At 54.3% G+C, this 12,633-nt stretch carries 9 protein-coding genes and 1 pseudogene; 7 read left to right on the top strand and 3 right to left on the bottom strand.

From position 1 onward, the window contains the following. Nucleotides 1-49 precede the first annotated feature (49 nt). From FVV99_RS01490 to FVV99_RS01480, 3 genes are read left to right on the top strand one after another with little or no spacing between them, the layout of a single operon-like run. Nucleotides 50-1,258 carry a M24 family metallopeptidase gene (locus FVV99_RS01490; RefSeq protein ID WP_148252221.1) on the top strand — a complete coding sequence of 403 codons (1,209 nt, stop codon included), beginning with the start codon at nucleotides 50-52 and terminating at the stop codon, nucleotides 1,256-1,258. A 59-nt stretch (nucleotides 1,259-1,317) separates the two neighbouring features. Then, complete coding sequence (locus tag FVV99_RS01485; protein WP_148252220.1) at nucleotides 1,318-2,910, top strand: BCCT family transporter; 1,593 nt, start codon at nucleotides 1,318-1,320, stop codon at nucleotides 2,908-2,910. Then, nucleotides 2,907-3,662: a creatininase gene (locus tag FVV99_RS01480; protein WP_148252219.1), complete on the top strand. Its 756-nt coding sequence runs from the start codon at nucleotides 2,907-2,909 to the stop codon at nucleotides 3,660-3,662. The genes FVV99_RS01485 and FVV99_RS01480 overlap by 4 nt, the downstream gene beginning before the upstream one ends. Before the next feature lie 51 nt (nucleotides 3,663-3,713). Here FVV99_RS01480 and FVV99_RS01475 read toward each other — a convergent pair whose 3' ends face one another. Continuing rightward, on the bottom strand, nucleotides 3,714-4,679 hold the full coding sequence (locus FVV99_RS01475) for a LysR family transcriptional regulator (RefSeq protein ID WP_148252218.1): 966 nt from the start codon (nucleotides 4,677-4,679) through the stop codon (nucleotides 3,714-3,716). Nucleotides 4,680-4,726: 47 nt separating this feature from the next. Between FVV99_RS01475 and FVV99_RS01470 the strand changes: the two are divergent. Continuing rightward, nucleotides 4,727-5,607: pseudogene (locus FVV99_RS01470) on the top strand (transposase). 3 nt (nucleotides 5,608-5,610) lie between these two features. Here the strand turns inward: FVV99_RS01470 and FVV99_RS01465 are convergent. Further along, nucleotides 5,611-5,778, bottom strand: a complete 168-nt coding sequence (locus FVV99_RS01465) for a transposase (protein WP_161598945.1) — start codon at nucleotides 5,776-5,778, stop codon at nucleotides 5,611-5,613. Between the two features lie 149 nt (nucleotides 5,779-5,927). Continuing rightward, the gene (locus FVV99_RS01460) at nucleotides 5,928-6,842 is read right to left on the bottom strand and encodes a LysR family transcriptional regulator (RefSeq protein ID WP_148252216.1); all 915 of its coding nucleotides are present in this window, start codon (nucleotides 6,840-6,842) and stop codon (nucleotides 5,928-5,930) included. 233 nt (nucleotides 6,843-7,075) lie between these two features. Between FVV99_RS01460 and FVV99_RS01455 the strand changes: the two genes are divergently transcribed. The 3 genes from FVV99_RS01455 to FVV99_RS01445 all read left to right on the top strand — a co-directional run bounded on the left by FVV99_RS01455 (nucleotide 7,076) and on the right by FVV99_RS01445 (nucleotide 12,577). Then, the gene (locus FVV99_RS01455; RefSeq protein ID WP_148252215.1) at nucleotides 7,076-9,169 is read left to right on the top strand and encodes a hydantoinase/oxoprolinase family protein; all 2,094 of its coding nucleotides are present in this window, start codon (nucleotides 7,076-7,078) and stop codon (nucleotides 9,167-9,169) included. A 21-nt stretch (nucleotides 9,170-9,190) separates the two neighbouring features. After that, nucleotides 9,191-10,951, top strand: a complete 1,761-nt coding sequence (locus tag FVV99_RS01450) for a hydantoinase B/oxoprolinase family protein (RefSeq protein ID WP_148252214.1) — start codon at nucleotides 9,191-9,193, stop codon at nucleotides 10,949-10,951. A gap of 108 nt (nucleotides 10,952-11,059) precedes the next feature. Next, nucleotides 11,060-12,577 (top strand): NCS1 family transporter, encoded by a 1,518-nt coding sequence (locus FVV99_RS01445; RefSeq protein ID WP_148252213.1) that lies wholly within the window; start codon nucleotides 11,060-11,062, stop codon nucleotides 12,575-12,577. The last annotated feature ends 56 nt before the right edge of the window (nucleotides 12,578-12,633 follow it).

The following is a 12,633-nucleotide window of genomic DNA, read 5'->3' as shown; positions in this document are numbered from 1 at the left end:
GTCTTGGCTGGTACAGCGATTCTTTTGAATGAAGTAAGGAGACAACAACATGCAACTGCCATCTTTGATCGAGATACCCAATGGCGAAAAAGTCATGCCGACCTTCTCGGATGCCGAGATGCAGGGGCGCCTGGACCGCCTGCGTGAAACCATGGCTGCCCATGACATTGAGGCTGTGGTGATGACGTCTTACCACAACATTAATTACTTCAGCGATTTCGTTTATTGCAAATTTGGTCGCGACTACGGACTGGTGGTCACCCAAGATCGCTTTACCACTGTGACCGCTAATATCGATGGTGGACAGCCCTATCGTCGCAATCGCTTAGGCGACAATATCGTCTATACCGACTGGCAAAAGGACAACTTCTTCAAAGCCGTCAAGCAGCTCTGTGAAGGGCGTCGGCGGGTCGGTGTCGAGTTCGATCACCTGACACTTCAGAATCAGCAAAAGTTGCTGGACGCACTTGGCGACGTGGAACTGGTCGATATTGGCGTACCGACAATGAAAATGCGTATGATCAAGTCCGCCGAGGAAATCGCGCTGATTCGTCAAGGAGCTCGTATCGCCGATGTGGGCGGCGTTGCAGTGCGTGATGCCATTGCACCCGGTGTGCCGGAGTACGAAGTCGCGTTGGCCGGGCAGCAGGCCATGGTGCGAGAGATCGCTAAGACCTATCCCAACAGCGAGCTGATGGACACATGGGTCTGGTTTCAGTCCGGCATTAACACCGATGGTGCCCATAACCCGGTGACCAGTCGTCGCGTGCAGTCCGGTGATATTCTCAGTCTCAACACCTTCCCTATGATCTCGGGCTACTACACAGCGCTTGAGCGCACCCTGTTCTGCGAGCACGCTTCCGAGGAGCATCTGCGTTTGTGGAAAGCCAATTGCGAAGCCCATGAGCGCGGCCAAGAACTGATCAAACCTGGTGCACGTTGCTGCGATATCGCCCATGCGCTTAATGAGATCTTCGCTAAGCACGACCTGCTCAAGTATCGCACCTTCGGTTATGGCCACTCCTTCGGTACCTTGAGTCACTATTATGGTCGTGAGGCAGGACTCGAGCTGCGCGAGGACGTAGAGACCGTGCTTGAGCCCAACATGGTGGTGTCGATGGAGCCGATGATCATGATACCGGAAGGGCAACCGGGGGCTGGTGGTTATCGAGAACACGATATCTTGGTAGTCAATGAACACGGGGCCGACAATATCACCGGCTTCCCGTACGGGCCGGAGCACAACATCATCAAATGAGAATTAACGATGAGGGGGCTGACGCCCCCTTTGTTGTCTATGTGCCGAGGTGAATAACAATGATTCTACACTCAGGACCATTTCGAGGGATCAACCCGCTGGTTGCCTCGATAACAATCGCTATCGTAGGCGTGGTCATTGCATTTGCTCTGTTCTTCCCTGAAAGGCTAACCTCAGTAACTGATGCTGGAAGAACCTTTATCACATATTACTTTAATTGGTGGTACGTGGCACTAGCCGCTACTTTTCTGTTCTTTTTGATCTTCTTGGCAATCAGTCCTTACGGAAAACTGCGGCTTGGTCAGGAGGACGACCGACCGGAATTTGGTTATTTTACCTGGTTTGCCATGCTGTATGCCGCGGGCCAAGGTATCGGAATTATCTTCTGGTCTATTGCCGAACCCATGATGCACCTGTCGCAGGGTACACCATTCTCTTCGGCAACTAATTCAACCGAAGCGGCCACGGTGGCAATGCGGTTATCTTATTTCCACTGGGGGATGAATGCCTGGGGTATTTATTGCATCGTTGCTTTGGCTCTAGCCTTGATGGCTTATCGGTATCGCCTACCCCTAAGTATTCGGTATACGCTTTATCCACTGCTGGGAGATAGGGTGAATGGCTGGCTTGGTAACTTCATCGATATCATTGCTCTCTTTGCCACCCTCTTTGGTATTGTCACTTCCCTGGGGCTTGGTGTTCAGCAAATTAATTCTGGTCTTAATTTTGTATGGGACATCCCGATTTCTATTAATGTCCAACTTGGATTGATATTTGTAATTACCATTCTGGCTTTGATATCAGTCATGTCGGGTTTGAAACGCGGAATAAAATATCTATCAGAAGTCAATATGTGGTTAACGTTCGTGATCCTCGCGTTCTTCCTGTTCTTCGGACCAACACGATATATCATCAACAATTTTTTTGACTCCATTGGGGATTATTTCGTCAATTTGATCCCACTCAGCCTCTATGCCGGTGCCAATGAAGTAGCGGAAAACGGAGGTGGATCCTGGCAGGATATATGGCAAGGATGGTGGACCATCTTTTATTGGGGATGGTGGATTTCCTGGTCACCGTTCGTCGGTGTGTTTGTAGCGCGTGTATCGAAAGGGCGCACAGTTAGGGAATTCATCTTTGGCGTGGTAGGTGTGTCGTCATTACTATCTTTCGTTTGGCTCTCTGCCTATGGCGGCTCCGCCATTTTCGTGGAGCTCTTTGAGGATGGTGGTATTGCCAATATGGTGTCGGATAATATGTCTCTCGCCTTGTATGCCACTTTCGAAGCTATTGAGCCGGGGGTTATCGGTTTAATGGCCGGATTGATCGGCACCGTACTGGTATCCACGTATTTTATTACATCTTCGGACTCCGGCACGCTGGTCGTAACAACGATCCTTAGCGAAGGTGATCCTCATCCACTGACTCGTCATCGGGTGATGTGGGGGGTCATTGAGGGCGTCATCGCTGCTGTGCTATTGGTCGCCGGGGGTGCCTGGGCGTTGACGACCTTGCAGACGGCGGCAATTTTGGCTGCTTTGCCATTCTCGATCATCATGGTGCTGATGGCGTTCTCGATCTATAAAGCTCTGAGTCAAGAGAAGCGGCTCGGTCTGAAACCATACTCTGAAGCAAAGGAAACCGTGGCATGAATGTCAGAATTGAGAATATGGATTGGATGACTTATCGAGATCGTGTGGGGAACGGCGAGTGTAAGGTTGCGATACCCGTGGGGGCTATTGAGCAGCATGGTCCCCATATGTCACTCAACCCTGATGTACTAATCCCTCAGCATATTGCCTGCCAAGTGGCCGAGAAAACCGGTGGGATGTTGGTGGCGCCTCCGATAGCCTATGGCTACAAGTCACAGGTTAAGTCAGGGGGTGGCAACTTTTTTCCTGGTACGACTTGTGTCAGTAGTCGTGCATTGGAAGAGTATGTCTATGATGTCATTCTCGCTTTCGTTGAACATGGGAGTCGAGAGTTTATCCTGATCAATGGGCACTTCGAGAATTCAATGTGCCTCGTCGAGGCTGCGGATCGTGCTGTAAAGCACGCTCAGCTCTCCGGTGTTGAGATCAAGGTGATTCTCCTTTCTTACTGGGACTTCATCAGTGAAGCCACTATCGAAATGGTCTTCCCAGATGGTTTCTCAGGTTGGGCTGTCGAGCATGGAGGCGTGCTGGAGACTTCAATCATGCTGAAAATTCACCCCGAGCTCGTGGATATGTCCAGAGCGATAGATACTCCTCCTGCTGAGTTTCCCCCTTATGACGTCTTTCCGCCGAATCCAGACTGGGTTCCTGATTCTGGAACCTTATCGTCGCCGACAAAGGCGACTGCTGAGAAAGGGAAGTGGATACTTGATGAGTGTATAGCCAAAATGTCTGAAACCTTTAGGTAATTAATTGGGGAATTATTGACCTTGTGAGGCCGATAATTCCCCATAGAAGATCTATATGTTGGCGAGACCAGAACGCAGAAAGTCAAGCACGTGACGCGATGCGACATTGAGTTCGCGTTCCTTGTAATATAAGCCGATACATACCCGCTCGAGTTCAGGGAGGCTGCTGGCACTACTGACATGCTTCAGGTTCTCGGGAATGACTGATGTGGCCATCGCAGTGATGCCTAGTCCTTCCTCTACAGCAGAGAATATTCCAAGAAGACTTGTGCTTGTGTACATGAAACGGAAAGGATGTTGCTGTCCCTGGAGAGCCTCTTCCATGATGGAGCGATAAACACACCCCTGTGGATAGGCAATCAACAGGATGGGTTCGTCATATACATCGATAAGGCAACTGTCATTGTAGACCCACTCCAAATTCTCCAGCCGATAGTCGCGTGGGTCTCTATCTTCACTTTCCTTGACTCGTTCCATGGCCAGAGCAATGTCGTAATGACCTTTCTGGTATCGCTGGAGTATGACTTTACTAATTTCACAATCGACTTCTACGACGATATTCGGGTAGACACGAGATAGGTTTCTCAGTGCTTTGGGAAGGAATGCTAGCTCGAAGTCATTGGGTATCCCCAGTCTGACTTTACCGGAAATATTGTCGCCTCTGACTTTGGCAATAACCTGGTCATTGATTTCCAGTATCTGTCGCGCCGATTCATAGAGATATTCTCCATCTTCGGTTAGCTCGAGACTCGATCCTCTGAGAAATATCTTGGTATCAAGAACCTCTTCCAGCTTTTTGATTTGCAGGCTTATAGCCGGTTGTGAGCGACCAAGAAGGTCGCCTGCACTGGTGAAGCCGCCTAGGTCTTTGATTGTGACAAAGGTTCTCAATAGGTCGGTGGGTATATTCGTCATCGTTATGCCATTTTGGTTGCCGATGGAATGATTAGATATACAAAGAGCTATGGTGACTTCTGGTGTATGGAAGGAGGTAGGAAAGGTGATGTATCCACTCATGTTGATTGATCATGACCAAGCTCTCAATCAACATGAGTGGATACGCCATGAGCGATTCTACCCCCCACGCTCTTTCACAGCCAGCATCCGAGGTCGTCGATCCACTGCATGAGTTGCTTCGTCAAGGGGCGCGAGATCTGATCGTCAAGGCCGTGGAGGCTGAGCTGGCAACTTTCTGGCCCACTATACCGATACGACGCTGGAGGGCGGTCGGCAGGCGGTGGTGCGTAATGGCTCTTGGCCGAAGCGCACTGTGCAGATCGGCAACGGTGACGTCACCGTCAAGGTACCCAAGGCGTAGGATCACAGTGATGGCAAGGCCTGCTTCAATAGCCCCTGTTACGCCCTACCTGGAGCGGGCCTGCAGCGTCGAAGCGTTGGTTCCCTGGCTCTATCTCAAGGGCATCTTCACCGACAACTATCAGTTGGCCCTGTCGGCGCTGCGGGGCGACCAGGCGAAGGGCCTGTCGCCCAACACAGTCTCGCGGTTGAATGCCCAGTGGCTCGTTGAGCACAAGGCCAATCTGCACGAAATCTGAATGGCCGAGACCCATGGCGCCGCGCATGAGGCCTCTGATCTGACGATGAAGCGCTTCGGCGCCAAGTCCCCCCATGCGATGGAATGCCTGGCCAAGGATCGGGATGAACTGCTGGCGTTCTATGACTTCCCAGTAGAACACTGGGGGCATATCTGTACCACCAACCTGATCGAATCGACCTTCACCACGGTCCGCTTGCGGAGCAAGCGGAGTCGGAACTGCGGCTCCCGGGACACACGACCCAGGCGAAGGTCTTCCAGTTGTTCCAAACCGCTCAGAAACGCTGGAGACGACTCAAGCACTTCCATAAGCGGGGACTGGTCGTCAACCAGGTCAAGTTCGAAGACGGGAAGCAAATAGCCGGTCAATTAGACAGGAATGCGGCCTGACCGCTATACACCAGATGACGATAACTCTTCGCTTACCGAGCACCAGCCATACATCTGTGATTCATGAACACCAAGCTCTCGTGCGGCGGTGGCAGGACTGGTTTTTTCGGCGAGTTTCAGCGCTTCGTCCTTGAACTCATCGGAATAGCGGTTGCGCTTTTGCTTTCTCACCGTGGAGCACCTCATAAGCGGATTGTACTCGCTTAACACGGTGTCCAGAGTCAGCGGGTCGGATCAAGTCGCTACGGTCACGTCTGACGGACGTGGCGTGAAAATGAGCACGGATCCCGGTTGACCCGGGATCTCGTCGGGCGAGGCGTTCAGCCTTCGGGCGGCTGGTCAGTGGCCAGCTGGCATTGAAGCAGTTGCTTGAAGAGCCGAAAGCTGGGCGTGACATAAGCCTGACTCCAAGCCGCGATGGTCTCGATCGTGATCGAGTCATCATCCAGGGGAACGACGGTGATATCCTCCCGCTGAAAGCGAGTGATGCAGTCGGAATAAAGCGAGATACCCATGTTGGCAGCGACAAGCCCAAAGATGCCATTACTGGTACTCGCTTCCTGAACGATCTGCGGAGTGAAACCGGCTCGCATGCAAAGGTTGAAGATGGTGTACCGGAACTCGCTCCAACCGCTTTCAGTTCCGAGGATGAACTTCTCCTGGGCCAAGTCCTCAATACTCAGCCGGTTACGCGTCGCCAGAGGATGGCGACGAGGAAGAATGACGACAATTCTTTCCACCGCAGCACGGAGCGCCTCGATCCCCTCGACCTGCAGCGGACCAATGAGGAAGCCGACATCGATCTCGTGATCCAGGAGAGCTCTGTGCTGTTGATGCGATGGCATATACACCAGATCGACGGAAATATCGGGATATTGTTCTTTGAACATCTCAAGAATTCTGGGCAGGACACCGTTGATCGAGAAGTCATTATAGGCAATGGAGAGATGCCCGATGTCGCCACTTCCCGCCTGTAGGGCCAGGTGCCCGGCACGTTCGAGATGCGTAATGGCCGTCTGACACTCCTCTAGGAAAAGCTGGCCGGCCGTGGTCAGCTCGACCTGCCGAGTTGTTCGCGAAAACAGTTCAGCGCTGACGCTCTCTTCCAACGCCTTGATCATGCGACTCAGGGCGGGTTGTGTGACGCACAATATCTCGGCGGCTTGCTTGAAATGTAGGGTCTGGGCGACGGCGAGAAAGGCTCTCACTTGGCGGAGGTCAAAACGAATATTCATGATTTTAAGGTTATCAATGTGTGTGGAAAGGGCATTAGAACTTATAACTCATAAAGCCTAGTCTGGAAGTAATCCAGCAATTTTTCATTGCGCTTTGGTCTAAGAGGTCTCTGTGGACTGGAAATTAAGCGCAAAGACCAACAGAGCAATCAAGATAAAAGGTCAGGATAGTGACATCGCAGGTTTTCGGTCCTGTTGATTCAATACTCAAACAATAGAGTGAGGTAGCTTTAATGGCTCGTATTGGCGTAGATGTTGGTGGTACCAACACGGACATCATCCTGGAGACGTTCTCCATCGATTCGGTCGGTGCCGGCACCCACCGACACAAGGTGCCGAGCACGACGCAGGATCAGTCGATTGGCGTATTGCAGGGTGTACTGGAGGTCTGTGACAAAGCCGGCATCCAACGAAGTGAGGTCGGAACGATCGTGCATGGCACGACAGTCGCGACCAACATTTCGATCGAGCAGAACGGTTCCGAGATCGGAATGCTTACCACCCGGGGGTTCCGGGACATCCTGCATATCGGGCGTCACAAGCGGCCCCACAACTTTTCCCTCCACTTCGATGTGCCCTGGCAGTGCAAGCCGCTAGTCAAGCGGCGTCATCGCATTCCCATCTCCGAACGCGTGCTGCCCCCAACCGGCGAGGTGGAGGTGCCGCTCGCCGAAGACGAGGTGAGGCAGGCCGCCCAGACCTTTAAAAAGGCCGGCATCCAGTCCGTCATCATCGGTTTCCTCTTCTCCTTCCTCAATAAGCAACATGAGATGCGTGCCAAGGCGATCATCCAAGAAGAGATGCCCGAGGCCTATGTCTGCTGCTCGTGCGAAGTCGTCGATGCCATGCGCGAGTACGAACGCTTTTCAACAACAGCAATGAACGCGTATGTCGGACCGAAAACCTCGCTCTACCTTACCAACCTTGAGAGCCAGCTCAAGGAGAACGGCATCGATGCCGACCTGAGAATCATGCAGTCCAATGGAGGCTTGGCCACCGTGGATAGCTGCTGTGAAAAGCCGGTCAACATCCTGATGTCCGGACCGGCAAGTGGTGTGATCGGAGGCCATTTCTTCGCAGACCTAGATGGTGAGCGCAACATCATCACCGTTGATATTGGCGGGACTTCGGCTGATATTTCGACGCTGACGGAAGGCGATATCAAGATCATGAACCCGCGTGATTCCTATGTGGGTGGCCATCCCGTAATGGTACCGATGATCGACCTGATCACCATCGGGGCCGGCGGCGGTTCCATAGCATACGTTGATGAGGCGGGTGGCTTCCAGGTCGGGCCACGCTCCGCAGGGTCGATGCCAGGTCCGGCCTGCTATAACCGGGGCGGTCAGGAGCCGACCGTTACCGATGCCAACATCCTACTCGGGCGTCTGGATGCCGACCAGATGTTGGGTGGCGACCTGAAGGTCGATGCGCAACTCTCCCAAAATGCCATCAAGAACAAGATCGCCGATCCGCTGGGTCTGAGCGTCGAGGATGCGGCCCTCGGCATCATCAGGATCGTCAACAACAATATGGCGCTGGCGATTCGCTCCAACTCCGTGGCGAGAGGCGTCGATCCGCGTGAGTTCATGCTGATGCCCTTCGGTGGAGCCGGCCCGGTACATGGCCCGGCCCTGGCCGAGGAGGTCAATGCCAAGGGCGTGATCGCCCCCCCCGCTCCCGGTATCACCTCGGCCGCCGGACTGCTGACCACCAACCTGCAGTACGAGGTGACAAGGTCACATCTCTGCGAGCTGACCTCGATCAGCAACCAGAACTTCGAGACCGTGATGGGGCTGATGCACGACCTAGATGAGGAGGCCATACAGAAGCTGGCCAAGGATGGAGTAGCACCGGCCAATGTCAAGCTGACCCGCTTCGCTGAGTGTCGCTATCACGGTCAGGGCTTCGAGTTGCGTGCGGAAATTCCGGATGGTGATCGCAACAGGGAGAGTATTCGCCGGGTGGTAGAGAATTTCCATCGACAACACAAAACTGACTATGGGTATAGCTATGACGATGCCGAAGTCGAACTGGTGACCTTACGCGTGGTCGGCGAATCGAAATCGACGGACCTGGCTTGGAAGCCGCTCGCATCGGCGGAAGGAAATGGACTGGATGAGGCTTTCATGTATGCAAGGGAGACCGTGTTCGATGACGGCTCCATCCATAGCACACCCCGCTATGACCGCAGCAAGTTTTTGTGTGGGCATGAAATTCCCGGTCCGGCCTTGGTCATGCAGCATGACTCGACCTCCCTGGTGCCGCCAGGTTGGAAGGCTCTTGTCTCTAATCACGGCAACCTCGTGATCACGAAATCCAGCTAAATATTCGTACAGGTGGGCAAGATGGAAAATAAGAAAGTTGATCCGATCACAATGCAAGTCATCAGTGGTGCACTCGACACCATTGCCGAGGAAATGGGCCATGTGCTCTACCGGATGTCCTTTTCCTCCATCATCCGCGAGTCGCAGGACCTGGGGGCAGGGCTATTCGACAGGAATTACCAGACCATCTGCGAGTCCGAGTCGACTCCGATGCACATCGGCTCGATTCCCGCCTACCTGAGAGGCGTCGAGAAGACGCTGCAGGATGGTGAGTGGTACGAAGGGGACGTCGTGGTGCATAACCATCCCTACTACGGTTCTAGCCATACCCCCGACCTAGCCATCATCATTCCCGTCTTCTACGAGGGGGAACTGGTTGGTTTCTCCGCTAACACCGCGCACCATATCGACATCGGGGCCGCCACCCCGGGGCTGATCATCGATGTCGGCGATGTCTATGCCGAGGGGATGCTATTCGCTGGCCTGAAACTCTACGAACAGGGCAAGAAGAACGCCGGGCTGGAGAAGATGATCACGGCCAACAGCCGTGCATCCCAGCAACTGATGCGTGATATCGAGGCACAGGTGGCCTCGGCACAATTGGGGGTTATGCGCTTCAAGAAGCTGCTCGACAAGTATGGTAAGGACCGGACCTTTACCACCATCGACCAGTTGATCGACTACTCCGAGACAATGCTAAGGAAGCGGATTGCCGAGGTCCCGGACGGGGAGTATCAGGCCCAAGGCTTTCTGGATGATGATGGGCGGAATCGCGAAGTGCGGCTTCCGGTCGTGGTGACGGTCAGGGTGGAGGGCGACTCTGTCACCGTCGATCTCACCGGCTCCGCCGACCAGACACCCACCGCCTACAACGTGCCCTTCGAGGGCTCCTGCAAGGTCGCGGCATTTGCCGCGTTCCGGAAGCTGCTGCTGGATTCCAGCAAGCTGGACGTACCGATTCCCTCGAACGAGGGTTCCTTCCGCCCGATCAATGTGGTGGCCCCTGAGGGCTCGATCTTCAACCCCATCTTTCCGGCTGCGACCGAGGCGCGCTTCACCCAGTGCAACATGATGATCGATCTCATCATCAAGGCGCTCGCCCCCGTCCTGCCCGAACAGACCATCGCCGGTAGCTCCGCCGCTATTTCCTTCGCCTCCTATGCGGGCATGAAGGACGACGGTGAATACTGGGTCTTTCTGGAGGTTAACGAGGGAGCCTATGGTGGTCGTCCCGCCTCCGATGGCCCCGACGCCATCGACAACCTCATGGCGAACACCCGTAACAATCCGATCGAGGATCTCGGCATGCACCTGCCGATGATCTGCGACCGCTATGAGCTCCGGGACGATGTCATGCCCGGCGCCGGTAAGCATCGCGGGGGGATCGGTGTCGTCAAGTCCCAGCGTGTCCTGACCCCGGGGTTCATCACTCACGAGAGTGAGCGTCACTATCACGTGCCCTGGGGGGCCTTCGGGGGCTCGGATGGCGCCGTTGGCAAGTGTGAGATCTACAATTACGGTGCTCGGGATGAGGTGGCCAACATGCCGTCCAAGTTTTCCGGATATGTGACCAAGGCCAACGATGTCATGGCCTTCTATGCGCCCTGTGGTGGGGGCTACGGTAACCCGCTCGAGCGCTCTCCTGAGCAGGTTAGGGAGGACGTGCTCGATGACTTCTGCACTGTCGCACATGCCTATGAAGCCTATGGTGTTGTCCTTGATGACATGCTCGAGCTGGACTGCCTAGCTACCGCCGCTAGGCGCAGCGAGATGGGCGCGTAGCAGCGCAACGCGGGGGAGCCTCTTCCCCCGCATTCTCTCCAGCATCCTTGTCCTGGCCTGAACTCCAGGACGTGATCACAACGTCAATAACTCATCAAGGGTGAAACCATGTCTGCTACAGGATCGGGTATCGCCGATAACGCGTCGTCTATCGCGTCGGAAACGAATCATCTGCTAGAAGAGTCTATCCTGCCTGTCGCCAACTCCCAGAAACCTATCTCAGCTCTGGGCTTCGTCTGGATCTGGGTCGGCATCGCGGTGATGATCGCGACCTTCCAACTGGGTGCCAATGGCGTATCGGGTGCACCGCTACCGCAGGTCGTATCGATCATTTTCGTGGCCAATGTCCTCCTGGCGCTGTTGATGCTGCTTACCGCTGATATTGGCACCGAGCATGGGCTTTCGTTCTCAGTCTATCTCAGGGCACCGTTCGGTGTGTATGGCACTCATCTGCCGTCGGTCTTTCGTGGTGTCGTGGCCGCCATCTGGTTCGGTATCCAAACCTATCTGGGGGCTCTCGCGCTCAGTGGTATCGTTGAGTACCTGACCGGCTTCTCCAACTGGGCCGTGTGGTATGGGGTTTTCGCCCTGGTGCAAGTAGCCAATACGGCCATGGGGATCAAAGCGGTGGAAAGGCTGGCCGCCATCGCCGCGCCTGCCATTCTGGCCATCTCGATTTGGATGTACTTCACTCTCGATGTGCTGGCGCAAACCCAGGGGATTAACATCTGGCGGTTTGTGGGCGAGCAGGACGTTACTATCCTGACGCTTTTTCTCGCCAATGTGGCGTTCTGGTCCACGCTAGCCATCGATATTCCGAATATCACTCGCTTTGTCAAGACCCCCTCCGGTGAACGTCGCTTCTTCACGCGCAACAGAAATGTGTTGCTGGCTCAGCTGCTGGCGCTACCGGCGACTCAAGCCTGGATTGCCTTGATCGGTGCGGTCTCCTTCATCGCGGCGGGAGAGTGGAACCCCGTCACCGTTATTCAAGGGCAGGGCGAAGGCTTGAGTCTCATTGTTCTCTTGGTGCTCGTCGTACTGGCGCAGTGGTCAACCAACAATGCGGCCAACTTGATTCCGGCGGCGCTCGCCTTCGTTAATGCAGGCGCCCCCAAGGTGTCTTATCCCGTCGCCGTAGTCATCGCGGCCATCGTCGGGACCTTGTTCATGCCTTGGGTGATACTCGACAATCTCTTCGCATTCCTCTTCTCCTACGGTGCATACCTGTCGTCTATCGGCGGGATTATGGTGTCCGATTACTATTTCATCAGGAAGCGACGACTCAATGTTCCCCATCTGTATCGTAAAGGGGGGCAGTTTCACTACATCAAGGGCTTCAATCCGGCGGGAATCATTGCCTGGCTGGTGTCCGGGACTGTCGCCTTCTTCTCGGGACAGTGGGCCTTCCTGCTGGGCTTCGTTCTCGGTGCACTGATCTACTTCGCCATCATGAGGCTGTACGTGATGAAGCGCTTTTCACAGGAAGAGTGTGGTGACGTCTCCGCCGATGACTATCTGGGTACCAGTGTCGACTGTAACTGGGTCTATGAGCGCGAAAGTGAGAGTTTCATGCGCCTACGCTCCGATCAACTGGATAAGACGGTTTCGAGAGAGGATCTGTAGGAACTCGCAATGTTGTTCTCAATCTATTATTAACTTTAAAGTTATCAATATCCTTA

The sequence above is a fragment of the Aidingimonas lacisalsi genome, assembly GCF_008079445.1.
Lineage (GTDB): Bacteria > Pseudomonadota > Gammaproteobacteria > Pseudomonadales > Halomonadaceae > Aidingimonas > Aidingimonas lacisalsi.
This window is presented reverse-complemented; position numbering and strand designations above follow the sequence as displayed.